We start from the raw sequence: 24,753 nt of genomic DNA on the forward strand, positions 1-24,753 counted from the left end.
CCCGTTTGCGTTCCGGCGGACCGGAAACCCGAGCCGGAAAAAACGCGTTGGCTACGGCTCTTGCGCGCCGCTCGACATGCACATCCGGGGCGTGCGCCTACGAACGCCACACCGGCTCGCGCTTCTCCAGGAACGCGTCGATCCCCTCGCCGGCATCCTCTTCCATCATGTTGCGCGCCATCACGTCGCCCGCAAACGCGTACGCGTCGTCGAGCGGCAGTTCGCGCTGCCGGTAGAACATCTGCTTGCCGTAACGCACGGCCGCCGGGCTCTTCTTGACGATCTCCGCGACCTTGCGCGCGACGGCCGCGTCGAGCGCGTCCTCGGGCACGGCCTCGTTGACGAGCCCCCAGGCAGCAGCCGTCGCCGCATCGACGAAACGCCCGGTGACGAGCATGTCGAACGCGCGCTTCGCCGACACGTTGCGGCTCAATGCGACGGCAGGCGTCGAACAGAACAGCCCCACGTTGATTCCGGATACCGCGAAGCGCGCGGTGTCGGCTGCGACGGCGAGATCGCACGCGGCGACGAGCTGGCAGCCGGCAGCCGTCGCGATGCCGTGCACGCGTGCGATCACCGGCACCGGCAGTGCGCGCATCGCGAGCATCACGCGGCTGCATTGCGCGAACAGCGCGCGGTAGTAATCGAGTTCGGGCCTGGCGCGCATCTGCCGCAGGTCGTGGCCCGCGCAGAACGCCTTGCCCGCCGCGGCGAGCACGACGCAACGCACGTGAGGATCGGCAGCCAGCGAATCGAACGCGTCCTGCAGGCTCGCCAGCATCGCCTCCGACAACGCGTTGAACTGTTGCGGCCGGTTCAGCCGCAGCGTGACGACGCCGTCGCGCACGTCGCGCAACAGGATCGGCTCGGGTGTTTCGTGACGGGATTCCATGATGCTCCGCTCGACGGGGTTCGATCGAGCGCGAACCGGTAGCACGGGCGGCACACGCCCGGATTCGCGATCGACATGATGACGAATCGTCCTCCACATTGCGCGCGGCGTCCAGCGGAGCCGACCGGCCGGCCGGCGAAGCCGGCTTGCACGCCGCCTCACCGCGAAGCGAAGGCCGCGCCGGCTGCGCGTTGATTGCCGTTCGACGGCGACGCATCGCCCGCGTGCGCGCTCAGCCCGCGAGCTTCTTCAGCGCGTCGAGCACCGCGTCGCCCTTGAACGGCTTCACGATCCAGCCCTTCACGCCGGCGGCTTTGCCCCGCTCCTTCATCGCCGGACTGCTTTCGGTCGTCAGCATCACGATGTTGACCGACGCGTTCGCCAGTTCGCCGCGGATCTTCTCGACCATCGTCAGGCCGTCCATGTTCGGCATGTTCACGTCGCTGATCACGAGGCGCACGCCGGGCGTCGCCTTGAGCTTCGCAAGCCCGTCCTTGCCGTCCACCGCCGTCGCGACGTCGAGCCCGTGATTGCGCAGGAAACCCGCGACTTCGTCGCGCACCGTGCCCGAATCGTCGACCACCAGAATCTTTGCCATTATCTTTCCCTTTCGTTGTTGCCGACTTCAACAGTCGATATTCAAAACAGTTCGAGTTCGCCCGATTCGACCATCGGCCCGACGTCCTGCACCAATTCGCGGAAATCCTCCGGCGACCAGCTCAGGCTGAACACGAAGCGCTGGTCGAGCCGCACCGACCGCCCCGAGGCGGGATCGGTCATCCGGTACTTGAAGCAGAGTTGCGGACAGTCGCCGCCGAACGAAATGAACTTCTGCTTGTGATTGACGACGAGCGGCACCTGCACCGGATGGCGCGCAAGCGCCTCCGCGTCGCCGAGATAGCGGTTCTTGAACGCGCCCCACACGAGATTGGTCAACTCGCCGAGCACGCTGTTCACGTCGCGGAAATCGGGTGCCCGGCCGTCGTCGCGAGTGCCGCCGATCATGTCGAGCAGCGGCTGCTCGCTCGTCTGCAGCAGCATGTAGCCGCGGCACCACGCGCTTTCCAGCGCGATCAGGCTGAACACCTCGCCGAAGATGATCTGGTCGCGCACGATGCACGGCCGGTCGCACTCGATCGTCATGCCCGGGAACAGGCTGTCGAGCCGCGCCTCCGTGATCTCCGCGATGCCGCGCACGAGCGCATTCGGGTAGTCGCGTCCGAACAGGTATTCGTCGATCGCGCGCTTGAGCGGTGTCAGGTCGTCGGCGACGTAGGCCGCGCACGCAACGCGCGCGAGCGCATCGGGCAGCCCGTCGCGCGACGCGTCCGCTGCATCCGACATGCGGCGCAGGATGATCGGCAGCTCGGGCCGCAGCGCATCGATCTGCGTCGCGATGATCGCGCTCTCGGCCGGCGAGCCGCCGTAGTCCTCGGCGAGCAGGATCGCGCCGAGATCGATGTTCGAGCGCAGCACCTTGAGCAGCCGGTTGCGCCGCACGGTCAGGCCGACCAGGTTGTGCTCGTCGCAGAAGCGCTTGATCGTCGCCGCATGCGCGCGGCTGTCGTCGAGCACGAGCACCTTGCTGACGGGTTGGTCTACGGTCATCTCGCGAAATCCTCTGAATCGGTCAAAACAATTCGAGCTCGCCGCCCGTGTCCACGCTTGCCGTTTCCGGCACGTGGAAATCGACCGGCGCGTTCGCGCACACGCACAGCGTCGCGCCGATCCTCACGTCGCCGTCGAGCGTCACGTCGTATGCGGCCACGTGATCGGGGTTCAGCGCCGGCAGGTAATCGACGCTCGCGCCGCTCAGCAGGTAAGGCGTCGACATCCCGAGATCGGGGAACGGTGCGGTCAGCGCCTGGTTGATCGCGCCGCAGCACAGGTTCGCGACTTCCATGAACGCTTCGGGCAGCGGCCGCTGCGTGCTCGCGCCCGACGCTGCCGCGGCGAAATGGCGGCGCGTCGGATCGTCGTCGCGAAAGCGCAGCGCGAGCAGCAGCCGGAAGTGCAGCGCCGAGATCGTCAGTACGACGACGTGTTCGGCGAGCTTCGGCGTCGCCCGCGACCTCGCGCGTGACGGATCGTGCGACGCGTCGTGCGCATCGCCGGCGGCCGGCCGGATCTCGCACGCACCGCCGGACGCGAGCCGCGTGCGCGCCGCGTCGAAGAAGATCCGCTCGAAGCCGGCCCGGGCCTGCGCACTGATCACGCCGTCGCTCCTTCCAGCCGCGCGTGCAACTGCCCGGCCAGCGTCTCGAGCGTCGCGAGCGCGGCCGTGATCATCTTGCCGCCGGCCTGGATGTCCTGGAACGTCGCGGCCGTGACGAGATCGTTGCGATTCAGGCTGTCGCGATAGCTGTTCGACAGTTGCTGCGAACGCGCGGCGAGCCCGCGCACCTCGCTCGCCACGATCGAAAAGCCGCGCCCTGCCGCGCCAGCGCGCGCGGCCTCGATCGACGCGTTCAGCGACACGATCGACACGTGCGCGACGATCGACGACAGCTCCTGGTTCTTCGCCCGCATGTCCTGGTTCTGCGTGGTCAGCGAGATCATCTGCTCGTGCCAGCGCTCGAACGTGCCGGCCAGCCCGCGCAGTCGCGCGGCTTCGTCGGCGAGCTTCGTCGCATGCTGCGACAGCGCGGCGCGCTCGGCCGCGAGCGCCTGCAGCGCGTCGCGCTGCTCGCCGGCGCCGGCCGCCTCGCGCACCAGCGTTTGCTCGAGCTCCGCCTCGCGGCGTGCCCATGCGTCGGCCGCCTCGGCATGCGCCGCAAGTGCTTCAACGGCACGCGCGTCGGCTGCGCCGAGCGCATCGCGCAATGCGTCCGCTTCGCGCGTCATCGCCGCAACGAGCCGCGCGCGCGCAATGCGGCCCACGATCGCGGCGATCGCCGCGGCGGCCAGGCCGCCCGCCAGCGCGGCGCCGACCGGAATCATCCACGCTTGCACGATCACTCCGTTGCGTCGACGTTCGCGATGCCGGCGCGGGCCGGCTGCCCCACGTCCTGCACCGCACCACCGTCCGCCGCAAAACGCGCCGGCAGCGACACGATCGTCTCGAACGCGCGATACGGCGAGCCCGTGCGATCGTCGGTGAAGCGCAGCGCAATGTCGCCGCCGTCGCGCTTCAGGAAGTTGCGCACCGCGTCCATCCCGACGCCGCGCCCCGACACTTCGGTCACCGCACGCGCGGTCGAGAACCCCGGACGGAAGATCAGCTCCGCCACCGCCTCATCGGTCAGCGCGGCTTCGGCGCCGGCGTCGATCCAGCCGCGCTCGCGCGCGATCCCGCGAATCCGGTCGAGCGCGAGGCCGCGGCCGTCGTCGCCGAGCACGAAACGCAACGTGTCATTCTCGACATCGACCGCGATGTCGATCTTGCCGGCCGGCGCCTTGCCGGCGGCGCGCCGCTCTTCCGACGTTTCGATCCCGTGGTCGATCGCGTTGCGCAGCAGATGCATGAACACGTTCTTCAGCGTCGCGCCGATCTCACTGCGCACGCGGTGGCCGTTGCTGTCGATATGCACGACGGGCGCCGGCTTGCCGAGTTCGGCCGCGAGCGACGGCAGCGATTCGATCACGCCGCCCAGCGCATCGCCGATGCCCTGCGTGCCGAACTGGCTCAGCAGGCGGCGCACCGAATCGCGCGCCGCGCGCCAGTCGCTTGCGTTCGCCGGATCGGCGCCGTCGAGCATGCGCAGGCTCTCGCTGATGTGCGCGCGCTCGACCATCAGGTAGTCGGCACCGCCGTGCTGCGCCGCTTCGCCCTGGCGGCCGAGCGTGACCGCGTTGATCGTCGCGTAGTGCTCGACCGCCTCGCGCACGCGGGCCAGATCGTCCATCAGCGCATCGCGGTTCCACTCGGGGCCGCCGTCCGCGTGGCGCAGCGATTCGTACGCCTGCTCCGCCTCATGCACGATGTTGGTCAGGTGCTGCAGGCTGTACGTGCGCGCATTGCCCTTGATCGTGTGCATGTTGCGGAACAGCGCGGCGACGATCGAGTGATCCGCGCGTTCGTGCTGGCGGATCATCCGCTCGTTCTCGCTGAGGAAACCCTTCGCGCTGTGCACGAAGTCGTGGAACTTGTCCTGGCTGATCGACAGGATCTCACCGATCATCTCGAGCCGGCGCTGCTGCTCGCCGGCCTGCGCGGTCAGCTCGCGGATCTCGGTCACGTCGCGCACGCACAGCATCAGCCGCACGACCGTGTCGGTCTCGTCGGTGATCGCCGACCAGCTCAGGTCGAGCCATTTCTCGCGGCCGTCCGGCATCCGCTTCGCGACTTCGTTGACGAGCAGGTGCTCGTTGAACGCGAAGTTCATGCTGTCCTCGCCGAGGCACGCATGCACGGCCGCGTCGACCTGCGAACGCGCGTCCGAGCCGATGCTCGAATCGTCGAACACGAGCGCCATCAGGTCGCGGCCGGCGATGTCGCTCGTCTCGAAGATGGTCTCGAGGTAAGCCGAATACTCCGCATGCACGACGCCGCCTTCGACGACGGTCAGGATCCCTTGCTGCATGTTCTGCAGCATCGCCTGGATGTCGGCCGTCTTCTGCTTCAGTTGCGCGGCGTTCTCCTGGATCTTCTCGATCATCCCGTTGAACGCGACGATCGAATGACCAATCTCGTCCATCCGGCCCACCGGCACGCGGCGCGTGAAGTCCTGGCTCGTCGCGATCTCGCTCATCGCCGTCTGCATCCCGATCAGCGGGCGCGTGATCTGGCGATACAGCACGAAGCCGAGCGCGGTCAGCAGCACGACCACCGTGCCCGCGACGCCCGCGATCGCGGTCGCCGTCGTCGACAGCATGCCGTTCAGCGCGCGGATCGCGTCGTCCTTCTGGCGGTTCTTCTCGACGCGAAGCGTGTCGACGATGCTTTCGAGCTCGTCGCGATACTGCGCGACGTTCGCGAACAGGTACGCCTGCGCCATCTCGGGCTTGCCGTCGGCTTTCATCTTCACGGTGTCGCCGATCGCCGCGAAGTAGTTCGCCGCGCTGTCCTTGGCCTGCTCGACGAGCCCTTGCTGCGCCTGCCCGACCGCCGATTGCGCCTGCGCGTCGAGCGCCGCGCGCAGCGCGGCCTGCTTCGCCTTCAGCTCGTCGCCCGCCTGCGCGGCGGTGTTCGCGTCGGGCGCATACACCAGCGTCATCGTCGCGATCTGGATGTTCTTCACGTCGGCGACGAGATCCGCCGACGCGAGCGCGCTCGGCACGATTCCCTGGGTCACCTGACGCACCTCGGACGCGCTCTTGCGTGTCTGGTACACGGCGTACACGCCGATCGCGGACAGCGCGAAAAACGTCAGGACGACTAGCAGCGTAATGCGATGACGAATGGTCATGAGTACAGCTCCCCGCAGCGATCCGGCTTCGATCGCCCTTTTGTCTATTGAAAGAATGTGAGCGCCGAATTATCGGGGATGGTGTATGACCGTCCGATGACTGAAAATCAATCGGTCGTTGAGGAAATCGCAATGGTCAATTGCGACGAGAAAATCCTAAAGTTTTTCTCTAATCGGCCGTTAACCTCTGGCCTTGACGGCCCGACGGGCCTGCCTGGCGGCCTCGATAAATCGAATCCGGATATTCATTCTTTTATTTGCGATCCGTAATTCAATCCGGTTGAATACCGGTAAAACGTTTGCGCATTATCTGCGAATCGAATCGGTTATGCACCTTCTACAGCGCGACCGGATTCGCGCGCCGCGTCGACATGGGTGAATGGCAGCCGATTCATTCCAGCCAGGAAACAATCAATCGCCATCCGGCGATTCACCTCTCCGGCCGCGCGTTCTAGACTATCGGATCACTTCCCCACCGGACCCTTGCAATGACCGACGTCCTGCCGCTGACCACCGACTCCGAATCCGGCCTCCAGTATCTGCTGCGCCCGGCCGCCGGCCGCCCGGCGGGCCGCCTGTTGCTGCTGCATGGCGTCGGCGGGAACGAAACCAACCTGCTGAACCTGTCCGGCACGATCGACCCGCGCATCGAAATCGCGTTCGTGCGTGGCCCGCTGACGTTCGGCCCCGGCCAGCACGCGTGGTTTCCTGTGCGCTTCGGCCCGAACGGCCCGGAAATCGATGCGGCCCGCGCGGATGCGAGCCGTGTCCAGCTGATCGCGCTGCTGCGCGCGTTGCGCGCCCGGAGCACCGACAACGAACACGCCGCACTGCCCACCGTGATCGCCGGCTTCAGCCAGGGCGGCATCATGAGCGCGAGCGTCGCGCTCACGTCGCCGGCCGACGTTGCGGCGTTCGCGGTGCTGTGCGGCCGCATCCTGCCGGAGATCGATCCGCTGATCGCATCGCGCGATGCGTTGAGCGCGCTCCACGCGCTGGTGATGCACGGCCGCTTCGACGACAAGCTGCCGGTCGCGTGGGCCGAAACCGCCGACGCGAAGCTGACGGCGCTCGGCGTCGCGCACGACACGCGCCTCTACGACGCCGGCCACGAACTCACGGCGGAGATGGCCGGCGACTTCGGCCGCTGGGTCGGCGCACGCACCGGATTGAACTGAGCGCACGGGCGGTCGACCCGCCCGTGCGTATCGTCAGACGTTGCTCGCCGGATCAACGCCGAGCGGCGCGCCGGCGGCATTGGCAGCCGCCGCTTCCCGCGCGGCCCCGCGCTTCGCCAGCTTCCAGCCGACCACGAGCGCGAGCACGACGAGCGGGATCATCCCGACGGTCCACGTGCCGCCCGGGTAATCGAACGCCATCAGCACCAGCACGCTGACCAGGAACCCGAGCGTGAGCCACGACGTGAACGGCGCGCCGGGCATCCGGAACGACACGGGGCTCAGCTCGCCGCGATTGACCGCGCGGCGGAACAGGATCTGGCACATCACGATGAAGCCCCAGGTCGTGATGATCCCGAGCGACGCCATGTTCAGCACTATCTCGAACGCCTGCGCCGGCACGATGTAGTTCAGCGGCACGCCGATCGCGTTGACCGCGACCGTGACGAGGATCCCGCCGTACGGCACGCCGCGCGCGTTCATCCGCGACACGAAGCGCGGCGCCGAGCCGCCCATTGCCAGCGAACGCAGCACGCGCCCGGTCGAATAGAGGCCGGAGTTCAGGCTCGACAGCGCGGCGGTCAACACCACGACGTTCATCACCGTGCCGACGTAAGGCACGCCGAGCTTGCTGAAGAACGTGACGAACGGGCTTTCGTGCGCGCTGTAGGCGGTCCACGGCAGCAGCATCGTCAGCAGCACGACCGAGCCGACGTAGAACAGCGCGATGCGCCACATCACGCTGTTGATCGCCTTCGGCAGCACCTTGCGCGCATCGGCGGTCTCGCCCGCCGCGACGCCGACGAGCTCGATGCTCGCATACGCGAACACGACGCCCTGCACGATCAGCACGGCCGGCAAGATGCCATGCGGAAAGATCCCGCCGTGGTCCGCGATCAGGTGCAGGCCCGGCATCTGCCCGGCGACCGGATGACCGCTCGCGAGAAACACGGCGCCGATCGCGAGGAACAGCGCGAGCGTCCCGACCTTGACGATCGAGAACCAGAACTCCATCTCGCCGAACACCTTCACGCCGATCATGTTCATCACCGACACGATCCCCAGCGCGCCGAGCGCGAACACCCATTGCGGCACGTCGGTGAACACGGCCCAGTACTTCATGTAGATCGCGACCGCGGTGATGTCGACGATGCCGGTGGTCGCCCAGTTCAGGTAGTACATCCAGCCCGCGACGAACGACGCGCGCTCGCCCATGAACTCCCGCGCGTACGACACGAACGAGCCGCTGGTCGGCCGGTGCATCACGAGCTCGCCGAGCGCGCGCATGATCAGGAACGCGAACACGCCGCACACGAGATACACGACCGCGAGCGCGGGCCCCGCGCTCTGCAGGCGGCCGCCCGCGCCGAGAAAGAGGCCGGTGCCGATCGCACCGCCCATCGCGATCATCTGCACGTGTCGCGGCTTCAACTTCTGCTCGTAGCCGGACTCGTGGGACGCGAACATCGCATCGCGGTCGGCATGACGGGGATCGGCGCCGCCGGCCGGGTCGACCGGGCGCTCGCTGGCTTGCTTCATGGTATGTCTCCGTTTCTTGATGTGTGTTGACGTGTCGCGCCCGTCGGCAGGACGCTGCGGGAACGGCCGCGCGCGGCCCGCCGGCGGCTTGCGCCGGCGCCGCACGGCCGGAATCAGTACGTGCGCGGGCGGATCAGCGCTTCGGGCTGCAACGCTTCGTCCAGTTGTGCGGCGGTCATCAGCTGGTGATCCAGCACGACCTCGCGGATCGACTTGCCGCTCTCGTGTGCTTCGGCGGCCACGGCAGTCGCGCGCTTGTAGCCGATGTACGGGTTCAGCGCGGTCGCGAGCGCGACCGAGCGCTCCATCGTTTCGCGCAGCCGTTCGGGGTTCGCGGTGATGCCGCTCACGCAGCGGTCCGCGAGCGTCGTGCACGCGGCCGTCAGGTGGCTGAAGCTGCTGAACAGTGCGCTCGCGATCACCGGCTCGAACGCGTTGAGCTGGAGCTGTCCGGCCTCGGCCGCGAAAGTCACCGTCAGGTCGTTGCCAAACACCTCGAACGCGACCTGGTTCACGACCTCCGGAATCACCGGGTTCACCTTGCCCGGCATGATCGACGAGCCGGCCTGCACCGGCGGCAGGTTGATTTCGCCGAACCCCGCGCGCGGGCCGCTCGACAGCAGCCGCAGGTCGTTGCAGATCTTCGACAGCTTGACCGCGATCCGCTTCAGCACGCCGGAGATCTGCACGAACGCGCCGCAGTCCTGCGTCGCCTCGATCAGGTTCGGGGCGGTGCTCAGGTCCAGGCCGGTGATGCGCCGCAACGCGGCCAGCGCCTTCTCCGCATACTGCGGATGCGCGGTGATACCGGTGCCGATTGCAGTCGCGCCGAGATTGATCTCGCGCATCAGCCAGCCGGCTTCCTGCAGGCGCGCGATGTCTTCCGTCACCATCACCGCGTAGGTCGAGAATTCCTGGCCGAGCGTCATCGGCACGGCATCCTGCAATTGCGTGCGGCCGAGCTTCAGGAGGCCCGAGAACGCGTCGGCCTTCTCCGCGAACGCGTCGCGCAGGTGCGCCATCGCGTCGAGCAGATGCTCGACCGCGAAGCAGGTCGCGATCCGGATCGCGGTCGGATAGACGTCGTTCGTGCTCTGAGCGAGATTGACGTGCTCGTTGGGATGCAGGTATTCGTACTGCCCGCGTGCATGCCCCATGATTTCGAGCGCGCGGTTGCAGATCACCTCGTTGGCGTTCATGTTGGTCGACGTGCCGGCCCCACCCTGGATGATGTCGACCACGAACTGATCGTGCAGCCGGCCTTCGCGGATCTCGACACAGGCGGCGGCGATCGCGTCACGATACGCGTCCGGCAGCAGCCCGAGCTCGCAGTTCGCATCGGCAGCGGCTTGCTTCACCGCCGCGAGCGCCATGACGAGGTACGGCAGCGACGCGATCGTGCGCCCCGAAATATTGAAGTTCTCCTTCGCGCGCAGCGTATGGACGCCGTAGTACGCCGAATCCGGAATGCTTCGTTTCCCTAAAAGATCTGCTTCGACGCGGAAGCCGTTTTCCGTCATGGTGCCCCTCCTGAATTGTCTCTGCCGTCGCAGGAAACCGGCTGCGTTCACCGCTTCCCCGTGCGACGGGATCGCATTCTATGCCTTTGCATAAAGAACCTCGCTTCTGTATTATCGAAAGCGGTTTTGCGTGTGACGCAACAGCGAGAGACGAATGAAAACAATGACGAGAGACACCGGCATCGATCACCTCGGCGCGATGCGCGCGTTCGTGCGGGTCGTCGAAATGGGAAGCTTTTCCGCGGTCGCGAAGGAGATGCACGTGTCGACGTCGACGGTCGCGCGCAAGATCACGGCGATCGAGGACGCCCTCGGCGTCGCGCTATTGCATCGCTCGACGCACAGCGTGACGCTGACCGAGGCCGGCCACATCTACCTGGAACGCGCGGTCACGCTGATCGCCGATCTCGACGACACGTTGCGCGTCGTCGCGGAGCTCAATTCACAGCCGAGCGGCCCGCTGAAGCTCACCGCACCGGTCGCGTTCGGTCGCCGTCATCTCGCGCCGCTGATCGCACCGTTTCTCGCGCGCTACCCGACGATCCAGCTCGACGTGCGGCTCACCGACAACCACAACGACCTCGTCGCCGGCGGCTTCGACCTCGACATTCACGAAGGCGAGAACTACCTGGACAACCTGGTCGTGCACCGGCTGTCGCGCAACGACAGCATCCTGTGCGCGACGCCCGGCTACCTCGATCGCAGCGGGCGCCCCGCGACGCCGGACGACCTGCAGCATCACAACTGCCTGCGCTACGTGCACCCCGAGGGCGATCCGCGCTGGGAGCTCGTGCGCGGCGATGCACGGCACAGCGTGCTGCCGGCCGGCAACCTCGTCACCGATCATTCGGAACTGCTGCTGGACGCGACCTGCGCGGGCCTCGGCATCGCCGAATTCGAGATCTGGCTGGTGCGCGACCTGCTCGCGAGCGGCCGGCTCGAAGCCGTGCTGCCGCGCTACCGGCTGCAGAACAAGCTCACGGGCGACTACATCTACATCGCGTATCTGGCGAACCGGCGCAGCTCGGCAAAGCTGCGCGTGCTGAGGGACTTCCTCGCGGAGCATCTCGCGCACATCGGCGAGCTGTCGGCGGTCGAGCTGACGAAGATTCGCGACGCGGGCGCGTAGCGGCTGCCGTCGCGCTGGCCGGCAAGCCTGCACCGATGCCGCATGCACGTCAGGCACGCGGCATCGGCACGACCGCCCCCGTCAGGCCGGCTGCAGTTCGAACGGGAATGTCGCGTGGCCGATCTCGACGCCCTGCGTGTTCAGCATCCGCGGCCGGTGGAAGGCGGCGAGCCGCGCGCGCTGCGCGTCCGTGCCGATCCGCAGCCGTTCGAGCAGTTCGCTGACCATCATGTACAGCACGTCGATGTTGCCGTCCTCGATCTTCACCGAGATGCCGAGCGCGCCGTCGGCGCCGAGTTCCCGCGTGCGCGCCGATGCGCGTACGCCGATCCCGTAGCACGCATCCGCGCCGAGCTTGCCGACGACCTGCCCTTCGAAGGCCTCCATCAGCACCGTGCAGTAGCGCCCTTCTCCGGCGACCAGCTCGGGATGGGCCGTCATCGCATGATGAATGCGCGCCAGCGCGCGCACGCGATCGGTCATCGCCGCGCCGCCGGCTTCAACCTTATCCGCACCGTCCGCCAGCGATGCATAAAGACGCGCGAGGCGGTCGAGCGGGAATGCCGGCGTCGGCAGGTTGCAGCCGTCGATCGCCCAGTCGACCTCGTCGTCAGGCAGGCCGCACGCATCGGCGACCACCTGCTTTACACGCATCTGCATCGGATGCGCCGGCAGATGGTAGTCGGCAATCGCGGCGCCGATCGCCCGCGCGCCGGCCAGCATCCCGACGTGCTTGCCCGAGCAGTTGCTGCACACGCCGGTCGGCGTGTAGTCGCGCTTGATCCATGACCGGTACACCGCGTCCGACAACGGCGCATGGCCGCCGCACCGCAAATCCGACTCCTGCGCGTCGACCTTCGCCAGCATCGCCCGCGTGCGCGCGATGTGCCGCTCCTCGCTGCTGTGCGATGCGCACATCAGCGCGATGTCCGCTTCGTCGAAGCCGAACCGCTCGGGCGCGCCCGTCTCGATCACGGACAGCGCCTGGGCCGGCTTCGCTGCCGAGCGCGCGAGCGTCATCCGGAACGGATCGCCGAGCCGGAACAGCAGCCTGCCGCCTGCATCCACCACCGCCACATCGGCGACGTGCGTGTTCTCGATCGCATTGCCGCGGTACGTCACGACCGCTGCGCGTTGAGTGTCCATCTGTCCTGTCTCCTTCGTCGGGGCCTGATTGCCGGGGCCCGTGCAACCGGTACGGCAGTGTATCGATTCCGCCGCCGGGTCGAGACGGACGCCCCGTGGAAAGCGGTATTGCGCAGCACGCAAAGCCATCGCGCCCGCCACGCAAGCCAGACCGGTTCAGTACAACGACCATTCGATTGTTTACATATCTCGTAATAATTCGTAGAATTGCGATCGCTAACGCGAATCATTTTCATTTACATTGACGTTTTCCGATGTCCCGGGCCTGCCCGCCGGCATCGCGACGACGCATCCGATCACCGATACTTCCGCTGCCTCTCGCCATGCCTGCCCAGTTCAAGACGAGGCCCCGTGCCCTCGTGTCAGCACTGACCTGCTCCGTTTTCCTGACGCCGCTGCTCGCTTCCGCCGAAACGGCTCCCGCACCCGCCTCCCCTGCCGCCCAGCCGGCCGCCGCCGATACGTCGGCGACGCTGCCGACGATCGCGGTCCAGTCGTCCGCGCTGTCGGACTTGCAGGTGAAGCGCTCGCCGTCGTACAAGTTCACCGCGCCGCTGCTCGACACGCCGCGCTCGGTCACGGTGATCCCCGAACAGCTGATCAAGGAAAAGAACGTCACGTCGTTCGCGGATGCGCTGCGTTCGGTGCCGGGCATCACGTTCCTCGGCGGCGACGCCGCCGCGAACCCGTCGGCCGATCGCCCGGTGATCCGCGGCTTCGAATCGCGCAACTCGATCTTCGTCGACGGGATGCGCGACTCGGGGCTGCAGAACCGCGAGACCTTCGCGGTCGAGCAGATCAGCGTGATCAAGGGCCCCGATTCGGTCTATGCGGGCCGCGGCTCGGTCGGCGGCAGCATCGACATCGTCACGAAGACGCCGAAGAACGACGACTTCATCAACAGCAGCATCGGCTTCGGCACCGACGGCTACAAGCGCGCGACGGTCGACGCGAACCGCAAGATCAACGACACGACGGCCGTGCGCCTGAACGTGATGGGTCACGACGCGAACCAGGCCGGCCGCAACGACGTGTACAACAAGCGCTGGGGTGTCGCGCCGTCGATCGTGTTCGGGCTGAACACGCCGACCACGGTCACGGTCAGCTACTACCACATGAACTCGTACGACATGCCGGATTTCAGCGTGCCGTTCCGTTCGACGGGCGGCACGCCGGTGCCGACCGATCGCGGGCAGTTCTTCGGGCTGAACACGCGCGACTACCGCTACGGGCAGACCGACACCGCCGAAGTGCGCGTCGAGCACAAGATCAACGACGACTGGAAGCTGAAGAACACGACGATGTTCGGGCGCTCGACGCTCGACTACGTCGCGACGAATCCGCAGATCCTCGCGTCGAACCCGAACATGCTCGCGCTGCAGGCGAAGAGCGGCAAGTACGCGCTCAACGGCTTCTCGAACCAGACCGAAGTGACCGGCAGCGCCAGCCTGTTCGGCATGAAGCACACGATGACGGCCGGCATCGAGTTCAGCCACGAACAGGCGCGCTACGAGGGCTACCTCGTGTCGGATTCGGCCGGCCACAACATCCGCTCGGGCGGCCCCTGCTCGGTGGCCGGCAACTGCACGCCGCTCGCAGGCGGCTGGAACCCGAACATGCCGTGGACCGGCAGCATCGTCCTGAACGGCGACAAGAGCTTCCCCGGCCCGACGACGAACACGCGCACCGACACGGTATCCGCGTACATCTTCGATACCGTGAAGCTGTCCGAGCGCTGGCAGTTCAACACCGGGCTGCGCTTCGACCGCTACGACACGACCGGCAAGCAGGCCGGCGTGGCCGACCTGTCGAACACGTCGAACCTGTTCAGCTACCAGTTCGGCCTCGTGTTCAAGCCGGTGACCAACGTGAGCCTGTATGCGTCGTACGGCACGTCGTCGAACCCGCCGGGGTCGAACGGCGGCCTCGGCGGCGGCACCGACCAGATCACCGCGACGAACCAGGACCTCGCACCCGAGCGCTCGCGCAACATCGAGATCGGCGCGAAGTGGGACGTGCTGCAGGACCAGCTGTCGCTGACGTCGGCCCTGTTCCAGACCGAGAAGACCAACGCGCGCGTCAGCGACGGCCTTGGTCACACGGTCAACGCGGGCAAGCAACGCGTGCGCGGTTTCGAATTCGGCTTCGCGGGCAACCTGACACGGAAGTGGCACGTGTTCGGCGGCTACTCGTACCTGAACGCGATCACGACCGACGCGGGCCCCGGCAGCCCGGGCGCATCGGGCCTGCCGATGGTGATGGTGCCGAAGCACAACTTCACGCTATGGACGAGCTACGACGTGATGCCGAAGCTCACGCTCGGCGCCGGTGCGACGGTGATGAGCCAGACCTACGCGTCGGTATCCGCGACGACGAAGAAATGGACGCCCGGCTACGCGCGCTTCGACGCGGCCGCGACGTGGCGCGTGAACAAGACGATGGACGTGCAGCTCAACGTGCAGAACCTGTTCGACAAGAAGTATTACGCGAGCGCCTATCCGATCTACGCGACGTGGGCGCCGGGCCGTTCGGCGATGGTCACGCTCAACTTCTATCAGTAACGCCATTGACGGCGGGAGGGCGTGGTACGCCCCTCCCCGCCTCGCTCACCACGGCAGCGAATACGTCTTGACGTTCGTGAAGCTCTTCATCGCCTCCTGCACGCCTTCCTTGTAGCCAAGCCCCGAATCCTTCACGCCGCCGAACGGAGTCAGTTCGAGCCGGTAGCCCGGCACCTCCCGCACGTTCACGCTGCCCACTTCCAGCTCGGTGATGAAACGCGTGATGTTGTCGAAGCGGTTCGTGCAGACCGACGACGACAGCGCATAGTCGGTGCTGTTCGACATCCGGATTGCTTCGTCGATGTCACGGAAGCGCATGATCGGCGACACCGGGCCGAACGTCTCGTACTTCACGAGCGGCATGTCGGGTGTCACGCGATCGATCACCGTCGGCGAATACAGCGCACCGTCGCGCACGTTGCCGACCAGCAGCCGCGCACCGCGCGCGATCGCGTCGTTCACCTGCTGCTCGCAGAACTTTGCCGCTGCCTCGTCGATCACCGTGCCCATGTCCACCGACTGATCGGACGGATTGCCGTACGACCACGCGCGCGTCCTGCGCGCCCTCGCGGTGGTCGAAGCGCTCGCGTCGGCCGGCCAGCCGTACACGCTGTCGCAGCTCGCCGCGCGGCTGCGCATTCCAAAGGCGACGCTGCTGCGCCTGATCGAGTCGCTCGAAACGCGCGGCTACGTGATCCACATGCCCGACTCGCGCGGTCACGCGGTCACGCGGTCACGCGGTCACGCGGTCACGCGGTCACGCGGTCACGCGGTCACGCGGTCACGCAAGGTGATAACGCAGCCAGAAGGTTTCACGGCATGCGTTGTCGAACGTCATCCGCGTCGGGCCGATCGGTTGCGCATCGGGATGGCGGAGCACGTCGTAGTCGATCCAGCATTCGGCGCACAGCAGATCGGACGGCGCGCGGTCCTGCTCGACCGAGCGGCGCACGATCGCGCCGTTGTCGAAGCGGTATTCGGTTTCGTCGCGCGTGACCTCGACATCGTCGTCGGTCCAGCGCTCGTGCGACGTTGCATGCGACACGATCGACACCGGGCCCGCGAGCCCGTGGATCGCGGCGATATAGGAAATGAGCTTGTCCATGGCGAGGCGGCAACGAAACGGATGGCCGCATCGCGCAACGCATGCCGCGCGATACGGCCCGAGCGGCGAGTATAGCCGCGCGCCGAAGACCTTGCCGCCGGCGGGGTTTCGCGCGCTACGCCTCCAGCGCGAGCACCGCGAACGTCGCGAGCCAGTGCTCGCCCATGTAGTCGCCGGCCACGTGCGCGAGCGCGCTCGCGAGATGCCGGTCGGCCGCATCGAGCAGCTTCGCGCGTCGCGCATCGCCTTCCGGCAGCGCGCCGGCGAGCGAACGCTGGCACCACGCGCGGCTCAGGTTCAGCCCGTCGAGGTGCGCGATCTTGCCGTCGCTGCGATCGCTGACCGTTGCCGGCTCGAACAGCGTCGCCGGCTCGCCGCGCGCAAGATCGGGCAGGAAACGCGCGAACCAGCCGTCGAATTCGGCGGCCGGCAACACGCGCCGCATCAGCTCGGCTTCCATCAGCGCCGGCGACAGGAATTCGTCGCCCGACGGCTCCCACGCCTGGCAGGCGACGTCGTTCAGGTGCCAGCGCTTCGCGGTATCGACGATCAGCGCCGCAAGCCCGTCGCGCTGCGTGTCGCGCGCGAAGTCGAGTGCGAGCGCCAGCGCGAACGCGGTGTTGAAGTGCGTGCCGACGCGCAGCGGATAGGTCGCTTTCGGCAGGAAGGTTTCGAAGCGCGCCACGAACAGGTCGGTGAGCGGCGCCATCGTCTTTGCCCAGCGCGCGGCCTGCGGCAGCGCGCCCTTCAGCGCGAGCCGCTCGAGCTGCGCGGCGAGCGCGAGCAGCCACGCCCAGCCGTACGGCCGCTCGAAGCCGGCGTTGTGCGGCAGCGCGAGATACGCGCGCTCGCCGGCGACGTTCGCATCGGTGAAGTGCGCATCGACGATCGCGATGATTCGCTCGGCCTCGGGCAAGGCCCGATAGCGTTCGAGCACGCGCAGCACGAGCCAGTAGCCGTGCACGCACGAGTGCCAGTCGTAGCTGCCGTAGAAGATCGGGTGCAGCGCGCGCGGCGCCTGCACGTCGTGCGGCCCTTCGAGCGAATGCGTGAGCTTGTTCGGGTATTCGCGGGTCAGGTGCGCGAGTGCGAGCGACGCGAATGTCGAGGCGAGTTCGGGTGTGAGTCGGTCGGTCATGAGCATCTCGTCCATCGGGTCAGAAGCGGAGTCACCAGCGGAGTCACAAGCGGACTCAGAAGCGGAAAGCGAACGCGTACATCAGCAGCGTGTTCACGGCCAGCAGCAGCACGGCCGTCGGCCATTGCGCCTTGATCACGCCGTTCTTGTCCTTCAGCTCGAGCAGCGCCGCCGGCACGATGTTGAAGTTCGCGGCCATCGGCGTCATCAGCGTCCCGCAGAAGCCGCTCAGCATCCCGATCGCGCCGACGATCGCCGGGTTGCCGTGAAACTGGTGGACGATCAGCGGCAGGCCGATGCCGGCCGTCATCACCGGGAACGCAGCGAAGCCGTTGCCCATGATCATCGTGAACAGCGCCATGCCGACCGTGTAGGCCGCGACCACCGCGAACGGCGAATCGATCGGCACCCACTCCTTCACGAGCCCCGACACCACGCCGCCGACGCCCGCGACCGCGAACAGCGCGCCGAGCGCCGCGAGCATCTGCGGCAGGATCGCGGCCCAGCCGACCGCGTCCATCGTGTGGCGAGCCTCCTTCACCGCATGCACCGGCGAATCGCGCAGCATCGCGAGCGCGACGGCGAACGCGACGAGCGTGCCGAGCACGAGCGAGATCAGCGTCACGCTCTTCTGGTCGACGAACGGCACGTGCTTCAGCGCGAAGGTGCCGATCAGCGTGACGACCGGAATCAGCAGCGCGGGCAGGAACAGCTTGTTGCCGAAACGCTGTGCGAGCGTCTCGCGTCGCAGGGCCGCGGCCTCCCCGGCTTCGTCGGACTTGCCGCGCCCGAGCTTGCCCGAGCCGGCAATGACCGCGAGCGCGATCGCGAGGCAGCCCATCACGAAATGCGGCAGCAGCGCACCGAACAGGAACGTGAGCGCGTAGATCGCCCAGAACGCGAAATTGACGACGCGGCGCGGGTTCGTGCGATCGGTCAGGTTGAAGCATGCAAATGCGGCGAACATCAGCCCCGCGAGCGTGTACAGCGATTCGAGGCCGATCATCGCGCGCCCTCCTGCGCCAGCAGGCCGCAGCCGCGCGCCAGCCGGCGGTCGAGCAGCGCGAGGCGCGCGCAGTGGATCAGCAGCGCGGCGATCGCGGTCGGAATCGCCCACACCGACAGGTGCAGCGGCTCGATGGAGATCCCGTTCTGCTCGAGAAAGCCCTTGATCAGCAGGATCGACTGGATCGCGATGAAGATGTCCTCGCCGAAGAACACGGCGACGTTGTCGGCGGCCGACGCGTGTGCGCGGATCTGCTGGCGCACCGACTCCGGCAGCTCGCCGCGCCGGTTGACGGCGGCGGCCTCGGCCATCGGCGCGATCAGCGGCCGCACCATCTGCGCATGGCCGCCGAGCGACGTGAGGCCGAGTGCGGCCGTCGCCTGGCGCAGCACGAAGTACAGCATCAGCACGCGGCCCGTGGTGGCCGCCTGCACGCGCGAGATCATCCGCTTCGCCTGCTCCTTGAGCCCGTTGCGCTCGAGCAGCGCGATCACCGGCAGCGTGAGCCAGATCAGCCCCATGTAGCGGTTGTCGGTGAACGCCTTGCCGAACGCGCTGACGATGTCGACGAGATTCAGCCCGCCCGCCAGCCCTGTCGCAAGCCCCGCGATCGTGACCACCAGCAGCGCGTTGAAGCGCAGCGCGAAACCGATCACGACGATCGGCACCCCAATCAGCACCAGCATTGCCCCTCCTTGTGATGGATGCGCGGCGCCGTGAAGGCGCGCCGCCCGCCCGGTTTCGACCGGCTTCAGGCGGAAAAATCTAACACGAGACTTTATCGATAAAAAGTCGACAATTTGAGGCTTCGGGTAAACGTTGAAATCAACGCCACGTTGCGTCGCCCGTGTGTCCGGGGTGTTTCGGCGGGACGATTCGCGGCGGGTGGCGGGTGGCGGGTGGCGGGTGGCGGGCGGCGGCAACGCGCGCGCGGCACGCACGATTCCGGCCGGCGTGCCGGGGATGGCCCGCGCCCCGCCGCGCATGGCGGAGCGTCGGTGCGCCGACTACACTGGAAGGCATCGCAACGTTCGGGAGAGCCGCCATGATTGACGTATTCCAGACCATCGGCAGCCGCGCGTTCTCCGCTCATCTGGCGAAGGACGGGATGGTGACGCTGATGGAACAACGCCATGAAGTCGATCGCGTGACGCTCGCGACCGCCTATGCCGCGCTCGTCGAGGAATCGGAGCAGGAAGCCGACCTGCTCGACGCAACGGTCGAAGGGATGATGCGCGCGCTGATCCAGGGGTACGCCCGCAGCCATTGAATGACTGAACGCGCACCGGGCGCGGTGCGCCGGCCTGCTCGCGGCCGGCTCGCCGGTGCCTGCGCGTGCGCCCGTGCCGGGCGCCGCCCTTCCCGCCGTCACGAACGCGTCGGCGACGAATTGCCGCGCCGTCGCATCATCCGGCACATCGCCGTCCGGCCTCCCGGGCGGCAAGAAATGCCACCTGGCCATCGAGGAAAGGGTCGGAACCGACGCAATGCGCAATTTTTTCGATTGCCGCCGCTCGCGCCGCATGACAGCATTCGGGGCGTCGCCAGTCCAAAAGAATTCCGTGCCGTCCGCCCGCCGATGCCGTTCGGCGGCGCCGACCGGCGCTGCCTTTCATGAACCCGGCCCACATCCAACACTACGAACCGACCGGAGTATCCCGCTTGTGAACATCGGCATCGTCAACGACCTCCCGCTTGCCGTCGAGGCGATGCGCCGTGCGCTCGCGCGCCGGCCCGAGCATCGCGTGCTGTGGGTCGCGACCGACGGCGCGCAGGCCGTCGAACTGTGCGCCGCGCAACCGCCGGACGTCGTGCTGATGGACCTGATCATGCCGAAGTTCGACGGCGTCGAGGCGACGCGGCGGATCATGCGTTCCAGCCGCCCGTGCGCGATCCTGATCGTGACGAGCTGCATCGGCGCGAACGCGTGGCGCGTGTTCGAAGCGATGGGCGCCGGCGCGCTCGATGCGGTCGACACGCCGCGCCTCGGCGAAGCCACGGGCGGCGACACCGCGCAGCTGCTGCTCGCGAAGATCGACCAGATCGGCCGGCTGCTCGAGGCGCCCGGCGGTGTCCGCGCGGCCGGCACGGCCTCGCGCGCGAGCGGCGGCCCGCTGATCGCGATCGGCGCATCCGCCGGCGGCCCCGGCGCGCTCGCGTCGATCCTCGGCAGCCTGCCGGCCGACTTCAGCGCGCCGATCGTGATCGTCCAGCACGTCGACCGCGCGTTCGCCGAAGGAATGGCGCAATGGCTCGACGGCCAGACGCCGCTGACCGTGCGCGTCGCGCACGAAGGCGACCGCCCTCAGCCGGGCGTCGCGCTGCTCGCGGCGACCGACGATCACCTGCGCATCACGCGCACCGGCACGCTCGAATACACGCGCGAACCGGCCGCCACGCCGTACCGGCCGTCGGTCGACGTGTTCTTCAACAGCCTGACCGAGCGCTGGCCGGGCCGCGTGATCGGCGTGCTGCTCACCGGCATGGGACGCGACGGCGCGATCGGCCTGAAGGCACTGCGAATGAAGGGCTGTCACACGATCGCGCAGGACGAGGCGACCAGCGCCGTCTACGGCATGCCGAAGGCGGCCGCGACGCTCGGCGCCGCGCGCGCGATCCTGCCGCTCGAGCGCATCGCGGGCGAGCTGGTGGCACTCGCGCGGATCTGATCCCGATGAAACCCCGTCACACCCATCGCTGCCCTGGCGCAACCCTGCATCAATCATGACTAGCGACTTCACCCGCGCGCCCGGCGGCCTGCATGCGGCGTTCGACGCCGCGCACGCGACACCCGCGCCGCATGCCGACGCCCCCGCGATGGTCCTGCTGGTCGACGACCAGACGATCGTCGCGGAAGCCGTCCGGCGCGCGCTCGTCGACGAGGACGGCATCGACTTCCACTACTGCCCGCGCTCGGACGACGCACTGGCGACCGCAATCGAGACGCGGCCGACCGTGATCCTGCAGGATCTCGTGATGCCCGGCACCGACGGGCTGAGCCTCGTGAAGGCGTACCGCGCGAATCCGGCGACGCGCGACGTGCCGATCATCGTGCTGTCGACGCAGGAAGAGCCGGTGATCAAGAGCGCCGCGTTCGCGGCCGGCGCGAACGACTACCTCGTGAAACTGCCGGACCGCATCGAGCTGATCGCGCGGATCCGCTATCACTCGCGCTCGTACATGAACCTGCTTCAGCGAGACGAGGCCTATCGCGCGCTGCGGCAATCGCAGCAGCAACTGCTGGAGGCCAATCTCGAGCTGCGGCGCCTCACGCATTCGGACGGCCTCACCGGGCTGTCGAACCGCCGCTATCTCGACGAATATCTGGCCGCCGAATGGCGGCGCGGCACGCGCGAGCGCAGCGAGCTGTCGCTGCTGATGATCGACGTCGACAACTTCAAGCTGTACAACGACACGTACGGCCACGTGTCGGGCGACGGCGTGCTCAAACAGGTCGCGGCCACCATCGAACGCTGTCTCGGGCAGTCCGGCGATCTCGCCGCGCGTTTCGGCGGCGAGGAGTTCGCGGTCGTGATGCCGGCCACGTCGCCGGGCGCCGCGCGGCTGCTCGGCGAGAAGATCCGCCTCGCGGTCGAGTCGCTGCGGCTCGAGCACGCGCATTCGTCGACGGGTCGCCACGTGACGATCAGCATCGGCGGCGCGAGCATCGTGCCGGTCGCCAGCCTGCCGACGACGTCGCTGATCGAGGCGGCCGATCGCGCGCTGTACCGCGCGAAGCACGACGGCAAGAATCGCGTCGAGGTCGATGCGCCGCCCGCACCGCCGGCTCCCGCTGCCCCACCGGACGGCGGCGGTTTCGCGTGAACCCCTAGACGGCGACGAGCCGGCGTGCGTAGTCGGCCGGATCGAGCGGCCTGCCGAACAGGTAACCCTGCTGCATGTCGCAGCCGATCTGCTGCAGGAACCACGACTGCGCCTCGGTCTCGACGCCTTCGGCCGTGACCTTCATCCCGAGCGAATGCGCCATCGCGACGACGGCCTGCGTGATCGCGACGGAGTCGCGATGATCGGGCACGCCCGACACGAACGAACGGTCGACCTTCAGGTTGTGCAGCGGAAAACGCTTCAGGTACGCAAGCGACGAATAACCGGTGCCGAAGTCGTCGACCGAGATCCGCACGTTCATGTCCGTGAGCGCCTCGAGCATCGGCAGCACCGTGTCCGTGTCGTTCATCAGCAGTCCTTCGGTAATCTCCAGTTCGAGCGCGCCCGGATCGAGCCGCGTCTGTTCGAGGCAGCGGTCGACCGACTCGACGAGCCCATCGTGGAACTGCCGCGGCGACAGGTTGACCGCCAGCATCAGGTCGGGTGCGATCGTGCGGCGCCATTCGGCGGCCTGCCGGCAGGCCGTTTCGAGCACCCACTGGCCGATCGCGACGATGAGCCCGCTATCTTCCGCGACCGGGATGAATTCCGCAGGCGACATCGGCCCGAGCTCCGGGCTCGTCCAGCGCAGCAGCGCTTCGGCACCGACCGTGCGGCCGCTGCGCGCGTCGACGACCGGCTGGTAGACCAGCCGCAGCGCATCCGAGGCGATCGCGCGCCGCAGCGACTGCTCGATCGCGAAGCGGCGCTGCAGGCGCAGGTTCAACTGCGCGGTGAAGAACGTGAAGTGGTTGCGGCCGCGCTGCTTCGCGTCGTACATCGCGGAATCGGCGTTGCGCATCAGCGTGGCCGCATCGTCGCCGTCGCGCGGCGCGACGCTGATCCCGATCGACACGCCGAGCCAATACTCGTTGTTCGCGATCTCGAACGGCTTCGCGATCGTGTCGATCACCTCGCGCGCGAGCACCGCGAGCGCGTCGGGATCGTCGCAATCGTCGACGAGGATCACGAACTCGTCGCCGCCGACGCGCGTGAGCGAATGGCGCCCGCCCCCGCAGGCCGCGAGGCGCGCCGCGACGCTGCGCAGCAGCGTGTCGCCGGCGTCGTGCCCGGCCGTGTCGTTGACCTTCTTGAAGCCGACGAGATCGATGAACAGGATCGCGACACGCGCGGACCCGGCCGCCGCATCGCGCGCGCCGAACAGCTCGCGCATCCGGTCGGAGAGCCAGCGCCGGTTGTAAAGGCCCGTCAGCGCGTCGCGCGTCGCCAGGTAGCGCAGTTGCTGCTGCGCTTCGCGCACGGGGCCGATGTCGTGAAACGACACGAGCACCGATTCGGGCTGCGTCTCGCCCGGCTTCACGATCGGCACCGCGTTGCCGCGCACCCAGATGACGTCGCCGTCGGCGAGCCCGAAGCCGACCGTGTAGTCGAGCTGCGGCATGGCCGTGGTGAACGCGCGCCGGCTCGGCCAGTCGTCGGGCGCGACCGGCGTGCCGTCCTCGTACAGCTTGTACAGGATCACCGTCGACAGGCGGCGGCCGACGAGGTCGCCCTTCACGCGCATCATCCGGTTCGCGCTCGGATTGCTCGCGACCACCACGCCGTCGGGCGACACGACGAGAATCCCTTCGTTCAGGCTGTTGACGACCAGGCGGTGATGTTCCTCGCTGCGCACGAGCTGCCGCGCGATCGAGTCCTGATGCACCGCGAGGCCGACGCTGTTGCCGATATCGCGCAACAGGTCGGTTTCCGCGTCGGTGGGCCGCCGCGGCGTGCGGTGATAGACGGCGAACGCGCCGAGCACGGTGCCCGAGTCGTCCAGAAACGGCACCGACCAGCACGCACGCAGGCCGAGCGGCAACGCGAGCGAACGATAGTCGGCCCACAGCGGATCGGTTTCGATGTCTTCGACGGCGATCATCCGCCGCTCGTACATCGCCGTGCCGCACGAGCCCGCGGCGGGCCCGATCGATGCGCCGTCGATCGCCGCGCTGTACTGCGCGGGAAGCGACGGCGCGGCGCCGACGTGCACGTGCACGCCGTCCGTGTCGAGCAGCAGGATCGTGCACGAGGCGCCGTCGCCGAGCAGTGCCTCGGCGCGCCGGCATACTTCGACGAGCAGTTCCGGCAGCGGTGTGTTGCGCGTGATCAGCCTCAGCACGCTCTGCTCGGATGCGAGCACTTCCGCCGCGAGGCCGAGGCTGTAGCGAGAACTTTGCGGTTCGGTATTCAAGCTGAATCCTGCCGTCAGTTCAACCGGGTCTGATGCGCCCGATTCGTGAGCGATGCTTCGTGCCGTTTTCCGCGCCGGGCTTAGCGACCCCGGTGCGTCCCCATTCCGGCGC

General features: G+C 67.7%; 21 protein-coding genes and 2 pseudogenes. 8 read left to right on the forward strand and 15 right to left on the reverse strand.

The annotated features are described in order from the left end of the window. Positions 1-97: 97 nt before the first annotated feature. The 6 genes from DIE11_RS27090 to DIE11_RS27115 form a co-directional block, all read right to left on the reverse strand. A complete protein-coding gene (locus tag DIE11_RS27090) occupies positions 98-892 on the reverse strand; it encodes an enoyl-CoA hydratase (protein WP_059607781.1) in 795 nt (264 codons plus the stop codon). Positions 893-1,124: 232 nt separating this feature from the next. Further along, complete coding sequence (locus DIE11_RS27095; protein ID WP_006759394.1) at positions 1,125-1,490, reverse strand: response regulator; 366 nt, start codon at positions 1,488-1,490, stop codon at positions 1,125-1,127. A 41-nt stretch (positions 1,491-1,531) separates the two neighbouring features. Continuing rightward, on the reverse strand, positions 1,532-2,500 hold the full coding sequence (locus DIE11_RS27100) for a chemotaxis protein CheX (RefSeq protein WP_124628312.1): 969 nt from the start codon (positions 2,498-2,500) through the stop codon (positions 1,532-1,534). 22 nt (positions 2,501-2,522) lie between these two features. Then, positions 2,523-3,107 (reverse strand): hypothetical protein, encoded by a 585-nt coding sequence (locus DIE11_RS27105; protein ID WP_124628314.1) that lies wholly within the window; start codon positions 3,105-3,107, stop codon positions 2,523-2,525. Next, positions 3,104-3,844 carry a methyl-accepting chemotaxis protein gene (locus DIE11_RS37435; RefSeq protein WP_124628316.1) on the reverse strand — a complete coding sequence of 247 codons (741 nt, stop codon included), beginning with the start codon at positions 3,842-3,844 and terminating at the stop codon, positions 3,104-3,106. Before DIE11_RS37435 ends, DIE11_RS27105 begins: the two co-directional genes overlap by 4 nt. A gap of 2 nt (positions 3,845-3,846) precedes the next feature. Further along, positions 3,847-6,240: an MCP four helix bundle domain-containing protein gene (locus tag DIE11_RS27115; RefSeq protein ID WP_124628317.1), complete on the reverse strand. Its 2,394-nt coding sequence runs from the start codon at positions 6,238-6,240 to the stop codon at positions 3,847-3,849. Between the two features lie 57 nt (positions 6,241-6,297). On the opposite strand from DIE11_RS27115, the gene DIE11_RS27120 reads away from it, so the two are divergent. Then, positions 6,298-6,510 carry a hypothetical protein gene (locus DIE11_RS27120; RefSeq protein ID WP_124628319.1) on the forward strand — a complete coding sequence of 71 codons (213 nt, stop codon included), beginning with the start codon at positions 6,298-6,300 and terminating at the stop codon, positions 6,508-6,510. A gap of 218 nt (positions 6,511-6,728) precedes the next feature. Further along, on the forward strand, positions 6,729-7,418 hold the full coding sequence (locus DIE11_RS27125) for an alpha/beta hydrolase (RefSeq protein WP_124628321.1): 690 nt from the start codon (positions 6,729-6,731) through the stop codon (positions 7,416-7,418). Between the two features lie 33 nt (positions 7,419-7,451). Here DIE11_RS27125 and DIE11_RS27130 read toward each other — a convergent pair whose 3' ends face one another. Both DIE11_RS27130 and aspA read right to left on the reverse strand, forming a co-directional pair. After that, positions 7,452-8,957, reverse strand: a complete 1,506-nt coding sequence (locus DIE11_RS27130) for an amino acid permease (protein ID WP_124628323.1) — start codon at positions 8,955-8,957, stop codon at positions 7,452-7,454. A 113-nt stretch (positions 8,958-9,070) separates the two neighbouring features. Further along, a complete protein-coding gene (aspA, locus tag DIE11_RS27135; RefSeq protein ID WP_124628325.1) occupies positions 9,071-10,477 on the reverse strand; it encodes an aspartate ammonia-lyase in 1,407 nt (468 codons plus the stop codon). 154 nt (positions 10,478-10,631) lie between these two features. Here aspA and DIE11_RS27140 point away from each other — a divergent pair, with 154 nt between their 5' ends. Then, positions 10,632-11,606, forward strand: a complete 975-nt coding sequence (locus tag DIE11_RS27140) for a LysR family transcriptional regulator (RefSeq protein ID WP_059607773.1) — start codon at positions 10,632-10,634, stop codon at positions 11,604-11,606. Between the two features lie 81 nt (positions 11,607-11,687). On the opposite strand, the gene DIE11_RS27145 is transcribed toward DIE11_RS27140, so the two are convergent. Then, positions 11,688-12,752: an asparaginase gene (locus tag DIE11_RS27145; RefSeq protein WP_124628327.1), complete on the reverse strand. Its 1,065-nt coding sequence runs from the start codon at positions 12,750-12,752 to the stop codon at positions 11,688-11,690. Between the two features lie 323 nt (positions 12,753-13,075). On the opposite strand from DIE11_RS27145, the gene DIE11_RS27150 reads away from it, so the two are divergent. Further along, positions 13,076-15,313: a TonB-dependent siderophore receptor gene (locus DIE11_RS27150; protein ID WP_124628329.1), complete on the forward strand. Its 2,238-nt coding sequence runs from the start codon at positions 13,076-13,078 to the stop codon at positions 15,311-15,313. Positions 15,314-15,358: 45 nt separating this feature from the next. On the opposite strand, the pseudogene DIE11_RS27155 reads toward DIE11_RS27150, so the two are convergent. After that, positions 15,359-15,871, reverse strand: a pseudogene (locus DIE11_RS27155) (aldehyde dehydrogenase family protein); the annotation flags it as partial. On the opposite strand from DIE11_RS27155, the pseudogene DIE11_RS27160 reads away from it, so the two are divergent. Then, positions 15,846-16,034 (forward strand): annotated as a pseudogene (locus DIE11_RS27160) (helix-turn-helix domain-containing protein); the annotation flags it as partial. The pseudogenes DIE11_RS27155 and DIE11_RS27160 overlap by 26 nt on opposite strands. Positions 16,035-16,094: 60 nt before the next feature. Here the strand turns inward: DIE11_RS27160 and DIE11_RS27165 are convergent. The 4 genes from DIE11_RS27165 to DIE11_RS27180 all read right to left on the reverse strand — a co-directional run bounded on the left by DIE11_RS27165 (position 16,095) and on the right by DIE11_RS27180 (position 19,248). Further along, positions 16,095-16,418 (reverse strand): hypothetical protein, encoded by a 324-nt coding sequence (locus DIE11_RS27165; protein ID WP_059598795.1) that lies wholly within the window; start codon positions 16,416-16,418, stop codon positions 16,095-16,097. Positions 16,419-16,533: 115 nt separating this feature from the next. Continuing rightward, complete coding sequence (locus DIE11_RS27170; RefSeq protein ID WP_124628331.1) at positions 16,534-17,556, reverse strand: DUF2891 domain-containing protein; 1,023 nt, start codon at positions 17,554-17,556, stop codon at positions 16,534-16,536. 55 nt (positions 17,557-17,611) lie between these two features. Then, on the reverse strand, positions 17,612-18,562 hold the full coding sequence (locus DIE11_RS27175) for a DUF979 domain-containing protein (protein ID WP_124628333.1): 951 nt from the start codon (positions 18,560-18,562) through the stop codon (positions 17,612-17,614). Continuing rightward, a complete protein-coding gene (locus tag DIE11_RS27180) occupies positions 18,559-19,248 on the reverse strand; it encodes a DUF969 domain-containing protein (protein WP_124628335.1) in 690 nt (229 codons plus the stop codon). Before DIE11_RS27180 ends, DIE11_RS27175 begins: the two co-directional genes overlap by 4 nt. Before the next feature lie 359 nt (positions 19,249-19,607). Between DIE11_RS27180 and DIE11_RS27185 the strand changes: the two genes are divergently transcribed. The 3 genes from DIE11_RS27185 (at position 19,608) to DIE11_RS27195 (ending at position 22,387) form a co-directional block, all read left to right on the forward strand. Beyond that, a complete protein-coding gene (locus DIE11_RS27185; protein WP_039357299.1) occupies positions 19,608-19,832 on the forward strand; it encodes a hypothetical protein in 225 nt (74 codons plus the stop codon). Between the two features lie 394 nt (positions 19,833-20,226). Continuing rightward, the gene (locus tag DIE11_RS27190) at positions 20,227-21,231 is read left to right on the forward strand and encodes a chemotaxis response regulator protein-glutamate methylesterase (protein WP_124628337.1); all 1,005 of its coding nucleotides are present in this window, start codon (positions 20,227-20,229) and stop codon (positions 21,229-21,231) included. 55 nt (positions 21,232-21,286) lie between these two features. After that, positions 21,287-22,387 (forward strand): diguanylate cyclase, encoded by a 1,101-nt coding sequence (locus tag DIE11_RS27195; protein WP_124628339.1) that lies wholly within the window; start codon positions 21,287-21,289, stop codon positions 22,385-22,387. A gap of 4 nt (positions 22,388-22,391) precedes the next feature. On the opposite strand, the gene DIE11_RS27200 is transcribed toward DIE11_RS27195, so the two are convergent. After that, the gene (locus DIE11_RS27200; protein WP_124628341.1) at positions 22,392-24,641 is read right to left on the reverse strand and encodes a bifunctional diguanylate cyclase/phosphodiesterase; all 2,250 of its coding nucleotides are present in this window, start codon (positions 24,639-24,641) and stop codon (positions 22,392-22,394) included. Positions 24,642-24,753: the final 112 nt, after the last annotated feature.

This window comes from Burkholderia sp. Bp9012 (assembly GCF_003853825.1).
In the GTDB taxonomy this organism is placed as follows: Bacteria; Pseudomonadota; Gammaproteobacteria; order Burkholderiales; family Burkholderiaceae; genus Burkholderia; species Burkholderia diffusa.